General features: G+C 67.1%; 20 protein-coding genes. 11 read left to right on the plus strand and 9 right to left on the minus strand.

From position 1 onward, the window contains the following. Nucleotides 1-123 precede the first annotated feature (123 nt). The 8 genes from purB to acnA all read left to right on the plus strand — a co-directional run bounded on the left by purB (nucleotide 124) and on the right by acnA (nucleotide 8359). Nucleotides 124-1491 carry an adenylosuccinate lyase gene (purB, locus tag VF651_05340; GenBank protein HEX7965121.1) on the plus strand — a complete coding sequence of 456 codons (1368 nt, stop codon included), beginning with the start codon at nucleotides 124-126 and terminating at the stop codon, nucleotides 1489-1491. A 2-nt stretch (nucleotides 1492-1493) separates the two neighbouring features. Further along, nucleotides 1494-1853: a hypothetical protein gene (locus VF651_05345; protein HEX7965122.1), complete on the plus strand. Its 360-nt coding sequence runs from the start codon at nucleotides 1494-1496 to the stop codon at nucleotides 1851-1853. Nucleotides 1854-1869: 16 nt separating this feature from the next. Beyond that, the gene (locus VF651_05350; protein ID HEX7965123.1) at nucleotides 1870-3033 is read left to right on the plus strand and encodes a cupin domain-containing protein; all 1164 of its coding nucleotides are present in this window, start codon (nucleotides 1870-1872) and stop codon (nucleotides 3031-3033) included. Next, nucleotides 3030-3458: a GNAT family N-acetyltransferase gene (locus VF651_05355; protein ID HEX7965124.1), complete on the plus strand. Its 429-nt coding sequence runs from the start codon at nucleotides 3030-3032 to the stop codon at nucleotides 3456-3458. The genes VF651_05350 and VF651_05355 overlap by 4 nt, the downstream gene beginning before the upstream one ends. Nucleotide 3459: 1 nt before the next feature. Then, nucleotides 3460-3954, plus strand: coding sequence for an acyltransferase (locus tag VF651_05360; GenBank protein HEX7965125.1), 495 nt, complete (start codon nucleotides 3460-3462; stop codon nucleotides 3952-3954). A gap of 6 nt (nucleotides 3955-3960) precedes the next feature. Beyond that, nucleotides 3961-4434, plus strand: a complete 474-nt coding sequence (locus VF651_05365; protein HEX7965126.1) for an NUDIX hydrolase — start codon at nucleotides 3961-3963, stop codon at nucleotides 4432-4434. Between the two features lie 25 nt (nucleotides 4435-4459). After that, the gene (gene mnmA / locus VF651_05370) at nucleotides 4460-5602 is read left to right on the plus strand and encodes a tRNA 2-thiouridine(34) synthase MnmA (protein ID HEX7965127.1); all 1143 of its coding nucleotides are present in this window, start codon (nucleotides 4460-4462) and stop codon (nucleotides 5600-5602) included. A 105-nt stretch (nucleotides 5603-5707) separates the two neighbouring features. Continuing rightward, a complete protein-coding gene (gene acnA, locus VF651_05375) occupies nucleotides 5708-8359 on the plus strand; it encodes an aconitate hydratase AcnA (protein ID HEX7965128.1) in 2652 nt (883 codons plus the stop codon). A 65-nt stretch (nucleotides 8360-8424) separates the two neighbouring features. Here acnA and VF651_05380 read toward each other — a convergent pair whose 3' ends face one another. The 5 genes from VF651_05380 to VF651_05400 all read right to left on the minus strand — a co-directional run bounded on the left by VF651_05380 (nucleotide 8425) and on the right by VF651_05400 (nucleotide 12665). Further along, nucleotides 8425-9039: an outer membrane beta-barrel protein gene (locus VF651_05380; protein HEX7965129.1), complete on the minus strand. Its 615-nt coding sequence runs from the start codon at nucleotides 9037-9039 to the stop codon at nucleotides 8425-8427. An 88-nt stretch (nucleotides 9040-9127) separates the two neighbouring features. Continuing rightward, nucleotides 9128-9565, minus strand: a complete 438-nt coding sequence (locus VF651_05385) for a hypothetical protein (protein ID HEX7965130.1) — start codon at nucleotides 9563-9565, stop codon at nucleotides 9128-9130. A gap of 153 nt (nucleotides 9566-9718) precedes the next feature. Beyond that, a complete protein-coding gene (locus VF651_05390) occupies nucleotides 9719-10576 on the minus strand; it encodes a sulfurtransferase (protein ID HEX7965131.1) in 858 nt (285 codons plus the stop codon). A 67-nt stretch (nucleotides 10577-10643) separates the two neighbouring features. Further along, entirely contained in the window at nucleotides 10644-11351 is a 708-nt protein-coding gene (locus VF651_05395; GenBank protein ID HEX7965132.1) for a SprT family zinc-dependent metalloprotease, read from the minus strand. A 24-nt stretch (nucleotides 11352-11375) separates the two neighbouring features. Next, a complete protein-coding gene (locus VF651_05400; protein ID HEX7965133.1) occupies nucleotides 11376-12665 on the minus strand; it encodes a VWA domain-containing protein in 1290 nt (429 codons plus the stop codon). Nucleotides 12666-12973: 308 nt separating this feature from the next. Here VF651_05400 and VF651_05405 point away from each other — a divergent pair, with 308 nt between their 5' ends. Genes VF651_05405 through VF651_05415 form a run of 3 tightly spaced genes read left to right on the plus strand, consistent with a single transcriptional unit; the run spans nucleotide 12974 to nucleotide 15681 of the window. Further along, complete coding sequence (locus tag VF651_05405) at nucleotides 12974-13858, plus strand: ABC transporter ATP-binding protein (protein ID HEX7965134.1); 885 nt, start codon at nucleotides 12974-12976, stop codon at nucleotides 13856-13858. After that, a complete protein-coding gene (locus tag VF651_05410; protein ID HEX7965135.1) occupies nucleotides 13855-14877 on the plus strand; it encodes an ABC transporter permease in 1023 nt (340 codons plus the stop codon). Before VF651_05405 ends, VF651_05410 begins: the two co-directional genes overlap by 4 nt. Nucleotides 14878-14919: 42 nt before the next feature. Continuing rightward, entirely contained in the window at nucleotides 14920-15681 is a 762-nt protein-coding gene (locus VF651_05415; protein HEX7965136.1) for a M90 family metallopeptidase, read from the plus strand. 1 nt (nucleotide 15682) lies between these two features. On the opposite strand, the gene VF651_05420 is transcribed toward VF651_05415, so the two are convergent. From VF651_05420 to VF651_05435, 4 genes are read right to left on the minus strand one after another with little or no spacing between them, the layout of a single operon-like run. After that, nucleotides 15683-16864: an ABC transporter permease gene (locus VF651_05420; protein HEX7965137.1), complete on the minus strand. Its 1182-nt coding sequence runs from the start codon at nucleotides 16862-16864 to the stop codon at nucleotides 15683-15685. 1 nt (nucleotide 16865) lies between these two features. Next, on the minus strand, nucleotides 16866-18008 hold the full coding sequence (locus VF651_05425; GenBank protein HEX7965138.1) for an ABC transporter permease: 1143 nt from the start codon (nucleotides 18006-18008) through the stop codon (nucleotides 16866-16868). Next, a complete protein-coding gene (locus tag VF651_05430; GenBank protein ID HEX7965139.1) occupies nucleotides 18005-18727 on the minus strand; it encodes an ABC transporter ATP-binding protein in 723 nt (240 codons plus the stop codon). Before VF651_05430 ends, VF651_05425 begins: the two co-directional genes overlap by 4 nt. A gap of 25 nt (nucleotides 18728-18752) precedes the next feature. Further along, the gene (locus VF651_05435) at nucleotides 18753-19997 is read right to left on the minus strand and encodes an efflux RND transporter periplasmic adaptor subunit (GenBank protein HEX7965140.1); all 1245 of its coding nucleotides are present in this window, start codon (nucleotides 19995-19997) and stop codon (nucleotides 18753-18755) included. Nucleotides 19998-20091: the final 94 nt, after the last annotated feature.

Below are 20091 nucleotides of genomic sequence, written 5' to 3' on the forward strand. Positions count from 1 at the left end.
CTTAATAAGCTACTGATTTGATGATATAATCTGTGGTGAAAAAATGGACGGAATCGGCGCTCCACGGGCCCCGGAGCGATTACGTTATTATCCGCCATAACACCTGGGGATGCACGAAAGCCGATGGAATCCTCACCCCTTACCGCCCTTTCGCCGCTCGACGGCCGCTACGCCGCCAAGACAGAGGCCCTGCGCAGCCTGTTCAGCGAATACGGCCTGATGCACCAGCGGGTCACGGTGGAGCTCGGCTGGTTCACGGTGCTGTCCGACGAGGAAGGCATCCCCGAGGTGCCGGCCCTCTCCGACGAGGACACCGACTACCTGGTGGACCTGATCCGCGAATTCGGCCCCAAGGATGCGGAGCGCATCAAGGAGATCGAATCCACCACCAACCACGACATGAAGGCGGTGGAGTACTACCTCAAGGAGAAGATGGCGGAGCGTCCCGCCCTCAAGGGCGTGAGCGAGTTCGTCCACTTCGGCTGCACCTCCGAGGACATCAACAACCTGGCCTACGCGCTGATGCTGAAGCACGGCCGCGAGCGCGTTTTGCTGCCGATGATGGAGCGCATGATCGAGCGGCTGCGGGCCCAGGCCCGGCGCTATGCCGAGCAGCCGATGCTGTCCCGCACCCACGGCCAGCCCGCCTCGCCCACCACCCTCGGCAAGGAGCTCGCCAACGTGGTGTACCGCCTGCGCCGCCAGTGCGACCAGCTCAAGGCGGTCGAGCTCCTGGGCAAGATGAACGGCGCGGTGGGCAACTACAACGCGCATCTCGCCGCCTACCCGGACGTGAACTGGGAGGCGCTCAGCATCAAGCTCGTGGAGTCCCTCGGCCTCACCTGGACCCCCTACACGATCCAGATCGAGCCCCACGACTACATGGCGGAGTACTTCGACGCGCTGGCGCGCTTCAACACCGTGCTGCTGGACTCTTGCCGTGACATCTGGGGGTACATCTCCGTCGGCTACTTCAAGCAGAAGCCGGTGGCCGGCGAGGTGGGCTCCTCCACCATGCCGCACAAGGTGAACCCCATCGACTTCGAGAACGCCGAGGGCAACCTGGGCGTCGCCAACGCGCTGCTGCGCCACTTCGCCGAGAAGCTGCCGGTATCACGCTGGCAGCGCGACCTCACCGACTCCACGGTGCTGCGCAACATCGGCGTCGCGGTCGGCCACAGCGTGCTCGCCTACGAGTCCTTCCTCAAGGGCCTCACCAAGCTCGAGTCCGATCCCCAGCGCATGCATGACGAGCTGGAGGCGAACTGGGAAGTGCTGGCCGAGGCGGTGCAGACCGTGATGCGGCGTCACGGCGTGGCCGAACCCTACGAGAAACTCAAGGCCCTGACCCGGGGGCGGCGCGTGGACGAGGACGCCATGCGCGACTTCATCAAGGAACTGGAGATCCCCAACGACGCCAAGGCGAGGCTGCTCGCCCTGACGCCGCAAACCTACGTCGGCCTTGCCGCCAAGCTCGCCAAGGAAATATGAACATGCGTATTCCCGCCCTCGCCGCATCCCTCCTCCTGCTCGGCGCCTGCGCCCACGCGCCCGTGACCGGCATCGAGGCCGCCATGCACCCCGAAGGCACACAGCAGGTGGGCTGGCAGCAGGTCACCACCGGCGACGGTGATCCGTTGTTCGTGGTGCGCAGCGCCGGAGGCGGCGACTACGCCGAGATGGTGCGGGTCGCCACCAGCCATGCCGCCGAGCTCTGCCCGGACGGTTACCGCGTGCTCGACCTGGAAGGCAACGATCAGCCGCAGGTGGATACCCTGAGTCCGCGCTTCGTGCTTGCCTCCGAGGTGCGCTTCAAGGTGCACTGCTACGACAAGGATGCGGACAAGCCCTGATCGCGGCCGGCCTTCCGTGGCCGAGGTCTCCACGCTGCTCGGCGGCCTGACGCCGCGCGAGTTCCTGCAGCAGCACTGGCAGCGCAAGCCGCTGCTGGTGCGCGGTGCCTTCCCGGACATCGTCTCCCCGCTCACGCCCGCCGAGCTCGCCGGCCTCGCCTGCGAGGAAGGCGTCGAGTCGCGCCTGGTGGAGCAGACCAGGAAGGCGCCGGGCTGGAAGCTGAGGCATGGCCCGTTCCTGCACAAGGATTTCAGGAAACTCCCCAAGACGCGCTGGACCCTGCTGGTGCAGGACGTGGACAAGCACGTGCCGGCGGTGGCGGCTCTGCTAGAGCCCTTCCGCTTCATCCCCGACTGGCGCATCGACGACATCATGGTGAGCTACGCCGCCGACGGGGGCTCGGTGGGCCCACATGTGGACGCCTATGACGTGTTCCTGCTGCAGGCGGAGGGCATGCGCCGCTGGGACATCCATACCGCTCCGCAGCCGGAGCATACCGCTCCCGGGCTCGAGCTCAGGCAGGTGCAAGCTTTCCAGCCGGAGGAGAGCTGGCTGCTGATGCCGGGTGACATGCTGTACCTGCCGCCGGGCGTCGCACACCACGGCGTCGCCTTCGGCGAGTGCCTGACTTACTCCGTCGGTTTCCGCGCGCCGGCTCAGACGGAGCTGCTGGCGGACTTCGCGGCGGACCTGATGCAGGGCGCCGATGCGAACGTCCGCTACACCGATCCTGATCTCGTGCCGGCGGCAAACCCGGGCGAGCTCACGCTCGAGGCGCGCGCCCGCGCCCGCCAGATGCTGCGCGCGCACCTGCGGCCCACCGACGACCAGCTCGATGTGTGGTTCGGGCGCTTCATCACAGAGCCCAAACCCTGGCTCAAGCCCGTGCCGGCCGCGCGCCGCACCAACCTCGCCAAGCTCAAGGCCGGCCTCACGCGTCGCAACCTCGCTTGGCACCCGGCGGTGCGGGTGGCCTGGTTCGGCGTGCGCCAGTCCTGCCACCTGTTCGTTGACGGTAAGCACTATCCCCTGCCCGAGAAGCTCACGGCCTTCGCCGAGTTCCTGGGTGAAACTCGCAGCCTCGATGGCGATAAGCTGCTGCGGCTCGTGGACCATCCTGAGATCGCGCCGCTGCTGCTGGAGTGGCTGGACGCGGGCCAGCTCGAGTGGAACCCATGAACGCAGACTTCCGCATCCGCGTCGCCGACTGGGAACGGGAGCGCGAGGCCATGCGTGCCGTGCGCACTGAAGTGTTCATCCAGGAGCAGCACATCCCGCCCCAGGACGAGTGGGACGAGCTCGACCCCCTGTGCGTGCACTTGCTGGCGTTGGATGCCGAGGGTGCACCGGTCGGCACCGGCCGCCTCACCCCCGACGGACAGATCGGCAGGATGGCGGTGCTCAAGGCACGGCGCGGACGGGGCATCGGCACCGCCCTGCTGCGGACCTTGCTGGACTCGGCGCAGCAGCGCGGCCTCAAGGCCTGCCGCCTGAACGCTCAGGAGCATGCCATGGGCTTCTATGCACGTCACGGCTTCACCGCTTACGATGAGGGCTTCCTGGAAGGCGGCATCCCGCACCGCCGCATGCGCAAGGATCTTTAAGATGGAGACGCCGCGCGAAGACAATTACCGCAGGCTCGAGACCCTGGCGGACAACCGCGCGGCCTCGGTGGCCGTGGCCGCGATCGCGAAGCGCGAGCTCGTTCTGTTCAGCCACGACCTGGAGCCCATGCTCTATGACAAGGAGGAGTTCATCGCCGCGGTGCAGGCACTCGCCACCCGTTCACGCATGAGCCGCATCCGGGTGGTGACCATCGACCCCGGCCCAGCCATCCGCGCGGGACACAGGCTCGTGGCCCTGGCCCAGCGCTTCAGTTCCTACATAGAAGTGCGGCGCGCCTCCCACGACCACGCCGGCCTCGCGGAGACCTACCTCGTGGCAGACTCGACGGCGTTGCTGCTGCGTCCCGTCGCCACACGCTACGAGGGCTATGCCGACCTGCACGCACCCTTCGAAGCCCGCCAGCAGCTCAAGGGGTTCGAGGAGATATGGGAGAAGGCCGAGCCAGACCCCGAATTCCGTCGGCTGGGTATCTAGGTAGCCATGGTCTGGAAACCACATGTCACGGTTGCAGCGATAGCGGAACAGGATGGCCGCTTCCTCGTTGTTGAGGAAGAAGTGCGTGGCCGTCGCGTCTTCAACAACCCCGCCGGCCATCTCGAACCGGGCGAAAGCTTCCTGGAGGCTGTCCAGCGCGAAGCCCTGGAAGAGACCGGCTGGGAGTTCACGCCGGATGCCGTCACCGGCATCTACCTGTGGAAGAACCCGGAGCTGGACGCGACCTTCGTGCGGGTGGCCTTCCACGGCCGTTGCGCGCGGCATCACGCGGACCGCGCGCTGGACAAGGGTATCGTCGGCCCGCACTGGCTGAGCCGGGCCGAGCTCGCGGATGGCACGCGGCCACTGCGCAGCCCCATGGTACTGCATTGCATCGACGACGCACTGGCCGGCCGGCGCTACCCGCTGGACCTCCTGAGCCACGTCACCGACCTGGACTCGATCCTCGAAGACGCCTGAAGCGCCCGGCGCTAGACTATCGCGCATGGCTTCACCCTCCTCCACCCGCGTCATCGTCGGCCTCTCAGGCGGCGTGGACTCCGCCGTGGCCGCGCTGCTCCTGAAGCGCGAAGGCTACGCGGTGGAAGGCCTGTTCATGGACAACTGGGAGGACGGCGAAGACGAGAGCTACTGCACCGCCGCCGAGGACTTCCAGGACGCGCGCCAGGTATGCGAGACCCTCGGCATCCCGCTGCACAAGGTGAACTTCGCAGCCGAGTACCGGGAGCGGGTGTTCAAGCACTTCCTGGAGGGTTACGCCGCAGGCTGGACACCCAACCCTGACGTGCTCTGCAACAGCGAGATCAAGTTCAAGGCCTTCCTCGACCATGCGTTGCGTCTCGGCGCCGGGCGCATCGCCACCGGCCACTACGCACGCCTCGCGCCGGGACCGGAGGGCGTGAAGCTCCTGAAGGCGCTGGACGGCGCCAAGGACCAGAGCTACTTCCTGCATGCGGTGCCCCAGGCGGCGCTGCAGCGGGCTCTCTTCCCCCTGGGCGGGCTGCTCAAGACCGACACCCGCGCCCTGGCGAAGGAAGCCGGATTCGCGAACCACGCCAAGAAGGACAGCACCGGCATCTGCTTCATCGGCGAGCGGCGCTTCGCGGAGTTCCTGGGAAAGTACCTGCCGGCGCAGCCGGGCGAGATCGTCACCCCCGATGGCAAGGTGCTGGGCCGGCACAACGGCCTCATGTTCTACACCCTCGGCCAGCGCTCCGGCATCGGCATCGGAGGGCGGCGGGAAGGCACGGACGAGCCGTGGTATGTGGCTGGCAAGGACATGGCGCGCAACCGTCTGTTGGTGGTGCAGGGCCACGACCATCCGCTGCTCCTGAGCGACGGGCTCACGGCCGGACGGCTGCACTGGATCGCCGGGGCGGCACCGGCCTTGCCGCTGCACTGCGCCGCCAAGACCCGCTATCGGCAGGCGGACCAGCCCTGCATGCTCCTGCGCATCGCCGACGGCCGTGTCCGGGCGGAATTCGAGCAGCCGCAGCGCGCCGTGACCCCCGGGCAATATGCGGTGTTCTACCTGGAGGATGAGTGCCTGGGTGGCGGCGTGATCGAGGCCCTGCCGGAGCCGGCGGATGCGCAGCACGTGGCCGCGGCCGAACTGTCTCGGGCCTGATGCTTACCTTATAATAAGCGGCTCAAGTCATCCCTTCCCGACGGCACGTCCGCGTCTCTCCCGAAACCGGCCCCGGCGGGGAATCCATCCCTAACCGGAGGCGTCATGCAGGATAGCTTCAAGTCGCGCGCCACGCTCAACGTCGGCGGCAAGGACTACGAGATCTTCAAGCTCAGCGCGCTGGAGGCCAAGTACAAGGTCTCGCGCCTGCCCTATTCCCTGAAGATCCTGCTGGAGAACATGCTGCGCCTGGAAGACGGCGTGAGCGTGACCCACGCCGACATCGACGCGCTCGCCTCCTGCGACCTCAAGAAGCTGCCGCCCAGGGAGATCGCCTTCACCCCGGCCCGCGTCATCCTGCAGGACTTCACCGGCGTGCCGGCGGTGGTGGACCTCGCCGCCATGCGCGATGCCATGAAGAAGCTGGGCGGGGACCCGAAGAAGATCAACCCGCTGTGCCCGGCCGAGCTCGTCATCGACCACTCGGTGATGGTGGACCACTACGGCAACGCGCAAGCCTTCGACCTCAACGCCAAGCTCGAGTTCGACCGCAACAAGGAGCGCTACGCGTTCCTGCGTTGGGGCCAGAACGCATTCCGCAGCTTCAAGGTGGTGCCGCCCGACACCGGCATCGTGCACCAGGTGAACCTCGAGTTCCTGGCGCGCGTGGTCTTCGTGAACGAGCAAGGCCAAGCTTACCCCGACACGGTCGTCGGCACCGACTCCCACACCACCATGATCAACGGCGTGGGCGTGCTGGGCTGGGGCGTGGGCGGCATCGAGGCGGAGGCCGCCATGCTGGGCCAGCCCTCCACCATGCTCATCCCCGAAGTCATCGGCGTGAAGCTCACCGGCAGGCTGGCCGAAGGCGCCACCGCCACCGACCTCGTGCTCACCGTCACCGAGATGCTGCGCAAGCGCGGCGTCGTCGAGAAGTTCGTGGAGTTCTTCGGCGACGGCCTTAAGCACCTGCCGCTGGCGGACCGCGCCACCATCGCCAACATGGCGCCGGAGTACGGCGCCACCTGCGGCATCTTCCCCATCGACGACGAGACCCTGGCCTACCTGCGCCTCACCGGCCGCGGCGAGGACGAGGTGAAGCTGGTGGAGGCCTATGCCAAGGCCCAGGGCATGTGGCGACACGACGGCCAGGAGGCGGAGTACAGCGACGTGCTGCAGCTCGACCTCGGCAGCATCCAGCCCTCGCTCGCCGGCCCCAAGCGCCCGCAGGACCGCGTGCTCCTGGGCGACATGCCCAAGAACTTCAAGACGGCCTTCGACAAGGATCAGGCCACCCGCAAGTCCGCCGGCCCCGCACAGGTGGACAATGACGGCAGCAAGTTCGAGCTCGCCGACAGCGCGGTGGTGATCGCCGCCATCACGAGCTGCACCAACACCTCCAATCCTGCGGTGCTGGTGGCGGCAGGCCTCTTGGCGCGCAAGGCGCGCGAGCGCGGCCTCACTTCCAAGCCCTGGGTGAAGACCTCTCTCGCCCCCGGCTCCAAGGTGGTGACTGAGTACCTCAAGAAGGCGAACCTGCTCTCGGACCTGGAAGCCGTGGGTTTCTTCCTGGCGGGTTACGGCTGCACCACCTGCATCGGCAACTCCGGCCCGCTGCCGGACGCCATCGGCAAGGCCGTGAACGACAACAAGCTGTCGGTGGCGGCGGTGCTCTCCGGCAACCGCAACTTCGAGGGCCGCGTGCACCAGGATGTGCGCATGAACTACCTGGCTTCGCCGCCGCTGGTGGTGGCCTACGCCCTGGCCGGCCGCGTGGACGTGGACGTGGCCCATGAGCCGCTCGGCACCGGCAAGGACGGCAAGCCCGTCTACCTCAAGGACATCTGGCCCTCCCAGAAGGAGATCCAGTCCACCATCGCCCAGTGCCTGGATGCCGGCATGTTCAAGAAGTCCTACGGCGACGTGTTCCAGGGCGACGCGCGCTGGCAGGGCATGCAGGTGGGCACCGGCGACATCTACCAGTGGAGTGATGCCTCCACCTACGTGCAGAACCCGCCTTACTTCGACGGCATGGGCAAGCAGGCTCCCGGCATCCATACCATCAAGGGCGCGCGCTGCCTGGCGCTGTTCGGCGATTCCATCACCACCGACCACATCTCCCCGGCCGGCGCCATCAAGAAGGATTCGCCCGCCGGCAAATACCTCATCGCCCACGGCGTGCAGCCGGTGGACTTCAACTCCTACGGCTCGCGCCGCGGCAACCACGAGGTGATGATGCGCGGCACCTTCGCCAACACCCGCATCAAGAACGCGATGGTGCCGGGCGTGGAAGGCGGCGTCACCAAGCACCTGCCGGACGGCGCGCAGATGCCCATCTACGACGCCGCCATGCAGTACAAGCAGGAGAGCGTGCCGCTGGTGGTGATCGCCGGCAAGGAATACGGCACTGGGTCCTCCCGCGACTGGGCTGCCAAGGGCACCATCCTGCTGGGCGTCAAGGCGGTGATCGCCGAGTCCTTCGAGCGCATCCACCGCTCCAACCTGGTGGGCATGGGCGTGCTGCCCCTAACCTTCACGGGCGGCAAGAACGCCGCCGCCCTGGGCCTGGACGGCAGCGAAGTGTTCAGCATCGAGGACCTGCGCGACGGTGCCAAGGAAGTCACGGTCACCGCCCGCAAGGCCGACGGCAAGGAGATGAGCTTCACCGCCAAGGTCCGGATCGACACCCCCAAGGAATGGGAGTACTACAAGAACGGTGGGATCCTGCATTACGTGCTGCGCCAACTGGCAGCTTGAACAAGGCATGATGAAAACGAAAAGCCCCGCTCACGCGGGGCTTTTATTTTGACCATGGGCGTCGCTCAGAATGAGTAGCGCAACCCTATACGAGTCTCTTCAGTGGTGAACTGGGAGCGCTCGTAGGTGACGTCCACGCTGAATCCGTAATCGAGTTTCTTCATCACCCGCAGGCCGTAGAGGAAGACTTCACCCTGGTCCTCCTTGAGGAGCACCTTGCCCGGGTCGCCCGCTTTCCAGGCCATCTCTCCTGCCAGCACCGCGAGGTAGAGCTGCGGCGCCACTTCGTAGCGCGCCACCATCACCGCGGAATAGCCTTGGAGGCTCGGGCAGGAGAAGCGCGTGGCATTGTCCGGGCAGTAGTGGATGCCGCTGCAGGCGAAAGGCGGCTGCCCCGGCGCGCAGCTGCCGCTGGTGTTCTGGTAGAACGCGGTGGGTGCGCCGTAGTCGTGGTAAGCGCCCTCGATGCTGAAGATGTCGCTGAGGTCGTAGCCCAGGAACAGCGTCTTGGCCGTCTGGGTGCCGTCGATGCCGCCCTGCTGCCCGCCGGCAAGGGAGAGACTGCCGCGGTTGAGGGAGGCGTGGCCGATGCCGACACCGATGTAGGAGGGACCATCGGCATGGGCCGCATTCGCCGCTACGAGCAGCACGGCGGCCAGGAGCACGTTTGCAAGTTTCATCGGGGACCCCATTCGGCAGATGGACGCCATTCTACAAAAAGAATACCCCGCAATGCGGGGTATTCAATTAACGAGCAAACGAAGCAGCTTATTTGTCGTCTTCCGTCTTCCAGACCACTGGCGTCCACTTGCCCGAGGCCTCGAACTTGGCGCCCACGTAGTAGGCCTTGCCCTGCTCCACCGTAAGCTTGAGGTCGTGGGTCTCCTGGCCGTAGCTGGCATGGCGCTGCAGGCCGGGGATGTCCGCCAGGTTCACGCTGCGGGCGAGCTTGATGCCGAGGGTGTAGTCACCTGGCTTTACCCACAGTACACCCTGGTCGCTGCGGTTGGTGAGCTTGCCATCCACCGTCCAGACCTCCACCGGGTAGGTCTGCTTGGCGGTCTGGTCCACGTTGAGGTGCAATGTGCCGTGCGGCTCGCTCTTGGAGCCCAGGAACGGCGAGTCCGAAGCCGCCAGGCCCGCCACGCTCACCAGCGCGAACAGGGCGGCGGTCAACACCGCGAATCGAGTCTTGGAAAATTTCATGGCGTCCTCCTGATGCTTGAATCTGGCCTTACATACGCATGACCGTCCCGCGCCCGCGGGAATTCCCTCTGCAGTTAACGTCCGGTCGGCGCCGCCGGATGACATGGCGGCCTGTCCACGCTACACCCGGCCGACGGACCCGTCTCGCCGGATTCAGACGCCGTCGGCCTCCCGCGCCACCGGCCGGCCGGCGTCACGGATCCATTCGCTCCAGGAACCGGCATAGAGCCGCCCTCCCTTGAGTCCCGCCACCTCCATGGCCAGCAGCCCCTGGCAGGCGGTGACACCGGAGCCGCACATGCACACCACCTGCTCGGGCTTGGTGCCGGCCAGCACGGTCTCGAAACGCTGGCGCAGCACTGCAGGACAGTGGAAGCGCCCGTCCTCCGCCACGTTACCGGCGAACGCCAGGTTCGCCGCCCCCGGCACGTGCCCCGCCACCGGGTCGATGGGTTCCTCCTCGCCGCGGAAACGCTTGGGTCCGCGCACGTCCAGCAGGCCGCGCTTGCGGTCGCGTACCATCTCCAGCACCTCGTCGGTACTCAGCCACATGTCGCGGCGCGGCTCGTGCAGGTCGAAGCGGCGCGCTTCGACGCGGGGCGGTTCGGTACTCACCGGCCGTTCCTCCTTGAGCCATTGCTGCCAGCCGCCGTTAAGCACGGCCGCTTCGGTATGCCCGAGCCAGCGTAGCAACCACCACAGGCGCGCCGCATAGGCGCCGCCCGCATCGTCGTAAGCCACCACCTGGGTGCCAGCACCGATGCCGGCGCGTCCGAACACCTCGGCGAGCTGGGCCGGGTCCGGCAGGGGATGGCGTCCCGTCTCTGGCGTCAGCGGACCCGAGAGATCGCGTTCCAGGTGCAGATGGCGCGCGCCGGGGATGTGGCCGGCGGCATAGCGGCGCGGCCCCTCCTCCGGGTCGGTGATGGACGAGCGGCAGTCCGCCACCACCCAGGCCGGATCAGCCAGGTGCGCGGCCAGGACCTCGGTCTCCACCAGCGCGTCGAACATGCGGATGATTATACGTGCGGACCGCGGGACCGCCGATTGGACCGGACGGTGCGTTATGACAGGCGTGTCAGGCGATCTCGACCCAGGCGGGTACGTCGCGCCAGGACTCGCCCAGCTCCTGGTCGAGCTCGCGACACCTGGGCTCGAACTCCTCCACCAGCTTCCAGAAGCGGGGCGAGTGATCGAGGTGCTTGGTATGCGCGAGTTCGTGGATGACGAGGTAGCGCACCAACTCAGGCTCCAGGAACAGGAGCTTGTAGTTGAGGCTGAGGGTGCCGCTGGAGGAGCAGCTGCCCCAGCGGCTGGTTTGGCCGCGGATCTGCAGCTTCTTGAAGCTGAAGCCGGTGCTGTGGCAGAGCCGCGGCAGATAACTGCCGAAATGCCCGCGGGCGCGCTCCATGAGCCAGCGGCGCAGCGCCTGGCGCGCGGCGCGCTCGTCATGCCCGTCGTAGTGCACGGTGAGCACGCCGCCGCGGGCGGTGACGCGGGCGCGGTTGCCGCCGCGGCTGCGGTAACGCACCTCCCAGTGCTCATCGATGCCGCGCAACTCCAGGACCGTGGGCAGCGTGAGGTCCGCGTCCACGATCTGCTCGCGCATGCGCTGCCATGTGTCGCGGATCCACTGCCGGTGCCGCAGCACGAAGGCGCGGGCGCGCTCGCGACTCACATGCCGGGGGATCACCACTTCGATCCCGTTCCAGGGCGTGATGTGCACCTGCAGCGACTTGGCCCGCGGGCTGCGCCGCCAATGGTAGGCGAGATGGCTCTGCATCATGGAAGCGACTCCACGCGGAGAGGTCTAGGCTTGCCGCTTCTCCGCGTAACCGTATTCTTCGCGCGCCGCCAGCACCGTGGACTCTGACTCGAACAGTTCCGGCAGCACGAACTCGAACTCATGGCGGTGCACTGCGACGATGTCGCCGTGCTTGAGGGCATGGTCACCGGCCACCCGCTCGCCGTTGACGAAGGTGCCGTTGATGCTGCCCTGGTCGGTGATCCAGAAGGAATGACCGCGCCGTTCGATGAGCGCGTGGCAGCGGCCCACGGTGGGCTCGGCCGCCAGCACGTACTGCACCTCCGGGTCATAGCCGGCCACGCGGCCGATGACGGTGGCCTTCTCGCCAAGCTCGTAGCGCTTGATGTCGTTGGGGTTGCTGATGTCGTACAGCACCGCCTGCAGGCCGTCGGGCTGCCCCGCCGGCGCCTGCGGCTTGGGCAGCACGTTCTTAAGCCCGCCCTTCTTCCAGACGTAGAACCCGCCGCCGCCGAACACCGCCAGCAACACCAGTGCCACCACCACCGTGAGCAGAAGCCGGCGCGAATCGTCCTCCTCCTGCTGCATGTGGGTGAGAGGCGTGTTGAAGCTGAACCCCCCGGATCCTGCCGCGGGCTGCTGCTGCGGGGCGGCAGGTGCCATCCCGGCGTCGGCCGGCTGCGGCACCGGCTTGCCGGAGAGCAGCGTGTCGCTGATCTGGCGGTAGATGCCGGCTAGGTCGCCCGCCTGGTAAGCGCGGTAGTAGCCTGCGCCGGTCTTCTGCGCCAGCTGCTGCAGGAGCTCGTAGTCGGCCTGGTCGGTGAAGGCCACGCCGAAGATGCGCACCCGCCTGGATACGGCCTCCGGGATCAGCGACTGCACGATCCAGTGGATCTTGTCGCTGTCGCGGGAAGCGTTGCCCACGTCCACGTAGCCGTCGGTCATGAGCACGATGCAGCGCAGCGAGTCGGCACGGCCGTGGCTGTCCAGCTCGTAGAGCGCGCGCTCCAGGGCGGCGCCGGTGTCGGTCCATTGGCCCCGGTAGTCGAGCTGCTGCACCGCGGCCTGCGCCTGGATGCGGGTACCCTCGTCCAGCGGCGTGAGCGGCATCAGGACCTTGGGGCTGTTGGCGAACTGGATGATGGAGAGGCGGACGTCGCCCTTGAGGCCGTCCACGAAGCTGGTGACCGCCTGGCCGGCGAGCCGGTTGGGGTCATTCGCGCGCATGCTGCCGGAGTTGTCCAGCACCAGCACCACGTCCTGGGCTGCGGACGCGGGCAGGACCAGCGCCAGCCACAGGCCCAATACCCCCATGAGACGTGCTGCAGACTTCACGCAAACCCCCTGCTTGTCTTTCTTCATTGTAGCGGGCGCCGGCCTGAACCGGCAGCCAAAATTCCATTTAACGCAAACGGTTATGAGCGGTTCTTAAAGGGGATTTTCCAAGCCCCTTCAATGAGATACCCCTGGAACGTCTAAAAATGCACCAATCCCCTGCCGTCTGCAAGGAGGACATCCATGCCCCCTCCCAGGACCTGCGGCAGCATACCCGTGAGGCCGGCTCGAGGGTGTGACGCCTGTCACTCGACAGGCTCCGGCGGGCCTGCGGATAATGCCGGCCCTGTCCTTCCCCACGGCCCGCCATGCCCGCCATCCTCGAAGTCCGTGATCTCGTGAAGCGCTACCCCGGCGTGACCGCCGTGGACGGCATCCGCTTCGCGGTGGAGGGGGGCGAGTGCTTCGGCCTGCTGGGGCCCAACGGCGCCGGCAAGACCACCACCGTGGAGATGATGGAGGGCATCATCTCTCCCAGCGCCGGTGAGGTGCTGTACCGGGGCATGCCAGTCGACGCGCACTTCCGCCAGGAGGTGGGCATCCAGTTCCAGTCCACCGCGCTGCAGGACTTCCTCACGGTGCGCGAGACGCTGCAGATGTTCCGCAGCCTCTACAACCGCGGCCTGGACGTGGACGAACTGGTGCGCATGTGCACCCTGCAGGAATACGTGGACCGGGACGCGCGCAAGCTCTCCGGCGGGCAGCGCCAGCGCCTGCTGCTGGCCCTCGCCCTGGTCAATGACCCCGAAGTGCTGTTCCTGGACGAGCCCACCACCGGCCTCGACCCCCAGGCGCGCCGCAACTTCTGGGACCTGATCCGCGCCATCAAGTCCCGCAACAAGACCGTGATCCTCACCACCCACTACATGGAAGAGGCGTTCCTGCTCTGCGACCGCATCGCGATCATGGACCATGGCCACATCATCGCCGAGGGCCCGCCCGCCACGCTCTTGGCCAAGCACTTCCACGACGTCATCCTGCAGCTGCCTAAGCAGGACTTCCCCGCTGCCGCGGCCCAGCTGGGACTGGACGTGCATGACGCCGGCGAGAGCGTGGAGATACAGACCGCCGACGTGGACGCCACCCTGCAGAAGCTGATGGAAGGCAAGGTGCCGCTGGCGCGCCTACGCATCCGCGAACGCACCCTCGAGGACCTGTTCCTCGAGCTCACCGGAAAGGAACTGCGGGCATGACGCACCGCTTCCTCGCGATCCTGAAGGCCCGCAACCTCGAGTTCCTGCGCGACCGTGCCGCGCTCGGCTGGAACATCGTGCTGCCGGTGCTGATCGTGATCGGCATGTGGTTCATCTTCTCGGGCGGCCAGAAGCCGCTGTTCAAGGTGGCAGTGCTGAACGGCGGCGTGCCCATCGAGCAGATCGACGAAGCCTTCCTCAAGACCCGCTACGTGGATTTCTACCCGGTCGCCGACGAGCGGCAGGCCGAGTCCAAGGTCGCCCACAACCAGATCGACATGCTGCTGGATCCGCGGGACCCCAAGGCGCCGCGCTACTGGGTGAACGAGACCTCGCCCAAGGGCTACGTGCTGGAGAAGATCCTGGCGGGCGAGACGGACGTGCGCTACACCCGCGCCACCGTGACCGGCAGGGCCATCAACTACGTGGACTGGCTCATCCCCGGCGTGCTGGGCATGAACATGATGTTCTCCTGCCTGTTCGGCGTGGGCTACGTGATCGTGCGCTACCGCAAGAACGGCTTCCTGAAGCGCCTCAACGCCACGCCGCTCATGGCCTTCGAGTTCATCGCCGCCCAGGTCTCGTCGCGGCTGCTGCTCATCATGAGCATCACCCTGGCGGTGTTCATCGGCACGCACCTCCTGATCGACTTCTACATGGCCGGCAGCTACTGGCTGCTGCTCCTGGACGCGGTGCTGGGGGCGGCGTGCATGATCTCCCTCGGCCTGCTGGTGGCGGCACGGGTAGCGAGCGAGGAGTTCGCCGGCGGCCTGCTCAACCTCGCCTCCTGGCCCATGATGTTCCTCTCGGGCGTATGGTTCTCCCTGGAAGGCGCGCCCTGGTGGATACAGGACTTCTCCAGCATCTTCCCCCTCACGCAGATGCTGATCGGCGCCCGCAAGATCATGCTGGACGGCGCCGGCGTCGCCGAGATCTGGCCGCAGCTCGTCTCCATGGGCGCCATGACCGCCCTGTTCCTGGGCCTGGGTTCCTTCGGCTTCAAGTGGAAGAATGAGTGACCCCCGGCTTGGCCTGAGACTATCCGGCCCCATCTCTCAGTGATGCTGTCCTTCTTCGACCGCTGGCGTGAACGGCGCATCCTGAAGCGCCACCCCATAGCCGAAGCGGACTGGCGCACGGCTCTCAAGCGATCCGCGCCTCTGGCGCGCCTCGATGCTTCCGATCAGGCCCGCCTGCGGGTGATGGCGACCCTGCTCCTGCACGACAAGAGCATCGAGCCGGTGCGGGGCTTGGAACTGGCCTCCGCCGATCGCGCCTGGCTCGCCGCCCTCGCCTGCCTGCCTGTGCTCAAGCTCGGGTTGCGCTGGTACCGGGAATGGCATTCCATCGTGGTCTACCCCGATGCCTTCGTGCCGGAGCGCGAGCACGTGGATGAGGCCGGCGTGGTGCACCGGCACCGCACGCCCCTGTCGGGAGAAGCCTGGGAACAGGGTCCGGTGATCCTGGCCTGGGAAGAAGTGGCGGGGGCCGGCGCGACGCCGGGCCACAACGTCGTGATCCACGAGATGGCCCACAAGCTGGACATGCTGAACGGCGACGCCAACGGCTTCCCGCCGCTGCATGCGCGCATGAGCCGGCGCATCTGGGTACAGGTCCTGGGCGGCGCCTTCCGCCAACTCGAGCAGCGCGTGGATGCGGGATACCCGCCGCCGTTGGACCCCTACGGCCTCGAGAGTCCCGGCGAGTTCTTCGCCGTGGCGAGCGAAGCCTTCTTCGAGACACCGCGCAGGCTCAGGAACTTCTCACCCGAGCTCTACCAGCAGCTCGCCCTCTTCTACCGGCAGCGTCCGCTGCCGGAATGACTCAAAGCTGACGAAGGCTCGTAGCTATAGGCATCCTGACGGCACGTGCAGCCGGCAAGAGCCCACCCAGCAGACCCATGAGCAGTGCATAGACCGCACCTTCCATCAGCAGGCCCGGCGTGACCCGGAACGAGAACGCGAGCTGCGCGAAGTTGGAACCCATGGTGCTGGTCTCGATGCCGTTGAAGAGGAAATAGGCCAGCACGCCGCCCACCACGCCGCCGGCGAGGCCCAGCAGCATGCCCTCCACCAGCACCGACAGCAGCACTGGCGAGCGGCCGAACCCGAGGGCCCGCAGCGTCGCTATCTCGGCGGCACGGCTCGACACCGAGTTGTACATGGTGTTCACCGCGCCGAACACCGCCCCGATGCCCATCAGGAACGCGATGAAGGCGCCGATGCCGGTGATGAACGCGTTCATGTTCTTGGACTGCTCCGCGTAGAAATCCGTCTCCCGGTCCACGCTCACGTTGAGCTGGGGATTGGTGGTGAGGTAGTCCTTGAACTGCTGGAAGTCGCCGGGCGAGGCCAGCTTCACGTACACCGACTCCATGGAGCTGCCGCGGTTGTAGGCCGCCTGCATCACCGTGAGGTCGCCCCACACCTCCGAGGAGTACACGCCGCCGTCGTCGAAGAAGCCTACGATGTGCCACGTGTAGGGTCCGGACTGGATCACGCCGCCCAGGCTCAGGCCCTTGTACTCGTGCGACGCGTGCAGGCCCACGATGACCTCGTTGAGGCCCGGCTGGAAGCTGCGGCCGGCGGTGAGGCGCACCTTGTCGTGCACCTGGAATGCCGTGCCGCTGACCCCGCGGAACGGCACGTTCGCGTCGAGGCCGGTGTCCGTCTTCTGCAGGCTGAGCTGCACCAGGAGTTCCTCCGAGGCCAGGGGACCCGCCTCGCCGCTGCGGATGCCGGGCGCGCCGGCCACCACCTTGGCATCCTTGTCGCCTAACACGCTGTTGATCTCGGCGCCTGCGCCGCCACGCAGCACCACCGCCACGTCCGGCGAGCCGGAACCGCGCAGCGTGGCATTGAACCCGTCCCGGATGGCGAACACTGCGACGAACACCATGATGACGCCCGTGAAGCCGATCACCGCCACCAGGGAGGAATCCAGGCGCGCCTTGAGGTTGCCGAGGTTGAGCACGCAGACGGTGTAGAGCTGATGCAGCCAGCGCATGTCAGGCCCTCCTCAGGGCGGTGGCCACCTGCAGGCGCATGGCCTGCACCGCGGGCAGCAGGCCCGCCAGCAGGCCGAGCAGCAGCATCAGCAGGATGCCGAGCGCGATGCCGGCGGGCGGCGTGTGGAAGTTCTGCAGGAACGGCAGCTTGGAGCCGATACCGCTGGCGAAGCCGGAACCCAGGAACAGGCCGAGCGCGCCGCCCAGCACCGTCACCAGCAGCGACTCGCCCAGCACCATCAGGCCCACGCCGCGGCGGCTGAAGCCCAGGGCTTTCAGCACCGCGAGCTCGCTCACCCGCTCGCGGATGGACTGGGCCATGGTGTTGGCGGTGACCAGCAGCATGCTGAACAGCACCGCGCTCACGATGCCGGTGACGATCTTGCCGATGTTGCCCAGCATGGCGGCGAAGCTCTGCAGGAAGGCCTTCTCGGTCTGGGTCTTGCTCTCGGCGGCGGAGTTCGCGAACAGCTGGTCCACGTCCCGGGCGATGGCGCCGGAGCGCGCGGGGTCCGCCACCTTGAGCACGAACATGTTGGCCTGGTTGTTGCGGAACGCGCGGGCCTCATCCAGGTACTTGTAATGCATCAGCAGGAGGTCTTCCTGGCCGCCGCTGTAGACGCCGTCCACGGTCACGTCCCACGTGCTCTTGCCGTCCTTGTCGCGCCAGATGTTGGAACGCAGCGGGAAATGGTCGCCGGCCTTCCAGCCGTAGCGCTTGGCGAGGATCTGGCCCACGATCACGCCCGTGCGGTCCGCGAGCCAGGCCTGGGCCTGGCCCGGCGGAAGCTGCATGTCCGAATGCACCTCCAGAAAGCTCGGCGCGTCCACCGCGAAGCCGGTGATGGGCTGGCGCGGGTCCTGGTAGTAGGCGCCGACCCAGTCCTGCAGCGTCACCGCCGCCACACCCGGCACCTTGGCGATGCGGTCGACGTAGTTCACGGGCATGGAGTTGATGAGGCCGGTCTTGTTCATGACCATGAGGCGGTCGGCGCCGGCCAGCTCCACGCCGCCGGTGAAAGCCTGGTCCACGGCGCCCAGCACCGCGAACAGCATGAAGGCGATGAACACCGACAGCAGCGTGAACACCGTGCGCACCTTGCGCCGCATCAGGTTCGCCCAGATGAGAGGAAGGTATTTCACTTCTCGGGCTCCGCGGCCAGCTTGCCCTTGTTCATGTAGAGGATGCGGCGCGCGCGGGCGGCGGCGTGCGGGTCGTGGGTGACCATCACGATGGTCTTGCCCTGCTCGCGGTTGAGCGCCTGCAGGAGGTCCAGGATCTCGTCGCCGGATTTGCGGTCCAGGTCGCCGGTGGGCTCGTCGCAGAGCAACAGCAGCGGGTCCGCCACGATGGCACGGGCGATGCCCACGCGCTGCTCCTGGCCGCCGGAGAGTTCCGAGGGCCTATGCTTGGCGCGGTCGGCGATGTTGGTGAGCTGCATGGCAGCCTGCACGCGCCGCTTGCGGTCGGAAGCCGAAAGCCCCGTCAGCAGGAGCGGCAGCTCCACGTTGCGCTCGGCGGAGAGCACCGGCAGCAGGTGGTAGAGCTGGAAGACGAATCCCACGTTGCGGGCGCGCCAGCGCGCGAGTTCCGACTCGCCAAAGCTGGCGATGTCGGTGCCTTCCACCTTGAGGCTGCCGGAGGTGGGCCGGTCGATACCGCCCAGCAGGTTCAGCAGCGTGGTCTTGCCTGAACCTGAGGGGCCCATGAGCGCGAGGAAGTCACCCCGCGGGATGCTGAGGGTGAGGTCCTGCAGCACGTGTACGGTCTCGCCGCCGCGCGGGTATTCCTTGGTGATGCCCTGCAGCTCCACCAACGGTGTGCCGGCGTCGGCACGCGGGACGGGATTGGGCCTGCTCATGTCATGCTCCTGATGTCGGATATCTTCAAGGGTTGTTGTTCTCGCGCACACGCATGCCGTCGGCGAGCGGCTTCTCGGAAGCGGTGATCACCTTCTCCTCGCCAGCCACGCCCGCCAGGACTTCCACGTCCGAACCCGTGGCGGCGCCGAGCTTGATGGCACGGCGCTCCACGCGGCCATCGGCGTAGATGAAGACGTAGGGGGTGGCGCCGTCCTTGTGCACCGCGGCCTGCGGGACCTGCACGCGCGCGGCCGGCGCGGAAGCCTCGCCGCTCCCCTCGCCCAGGAACCACACCTGGATCGCCATCTGCGGCAGGATGCGCGGGTCGAGTTGGTCGAAGCCCACGCGCACCTTCACGGTGGCCTTGTCGCGGTCTGCGGTGGGGATGATGCTCACAACGTGTGACGGGATGTGCCAGTCCGGATAGGCGTCCAGCACCGCGTCCACCTTCTGCCCGCCGTGGACGCGGCCGATGTAGGCCTCGTTCACGTCCACCTCGATCTCGAGAGAGCTCATGTCCACCACGGTGGCGATGCCGGTGCGGGTGTTGCCGCCGCCGGCGGAGTTCGGGGAGATCATCTCGCCGGGCTGCGCATCCTTCGACACCACCACGCCGGCGAAGGGCGCGCGGATCACGGTGTCATCCAGGAACTGCTGGTCCAGTGCCAGGCTGTTTTCGGCCACGCTGGCCTGCTGGCGCGCGCTGTCCAGGGAAGCCTGCAGGCTCGCCTCACGGGTAGTCGCGGCGTCCATGTCGGCCTGGCTCACCAGGTGGCGGGCATAGAGCGTGCGGGTGCGGGCGAGGTCGCGCTCGGCATTGGCGTGCTCCACCTCGGTCTGCACCGCGAGCGCACGGGCGGCGGCGAACTGGCTCTTGGCCACGTTCACCTGGTCGCGGGCGGTGGCATCGTCCAGGCGCGCCAGCACCTGGCCTGCCTTCACGTGCATGCCCTCCTCCACGTGCACTTCGCTCACCTTGCCGGTGACTTTGGAGGAGACCACCGCCTGCAGGCGCGGCACCACGTAACCGGAGGCATTGAGCAGGCGAGCACCTGCCCCCGCGGCAGGGCTGTCCTGCACCACGCGGGCGGAGGCGGTCTGCACTGATATATAGGTGGGCTTGAACAGCAGCCAGGCCACCAGGGCTGTGACCGTCAGGAGCAGCAGCGCGGCGCCGGCCAGCAGCGGACGGCTGCGGCGCTTCAGGGCCGCGTCGTCGGCGCCGCGGTCCATGCGCAGGGCATCCAAGGCATCCCGGTCCAGTGGCATGAGGCTCCCCGTAGAGTTCGGCGTCGGACACGCGGCGGGGCATAGTTTACACTTGCGCCGCCCGCGGCCTTCCGACGCGAGGCATTCTGGCCAT

The organism is Gammaproteobacteria bacterium, assembly GCA_036383255.1.
In the GTDB taxonomy this organism is placed as follows: domain Bacteria; phylum Pseudomonadota; class Gammaproteobacteria; order Natronospirales; family REEB76; genus DASUBN01.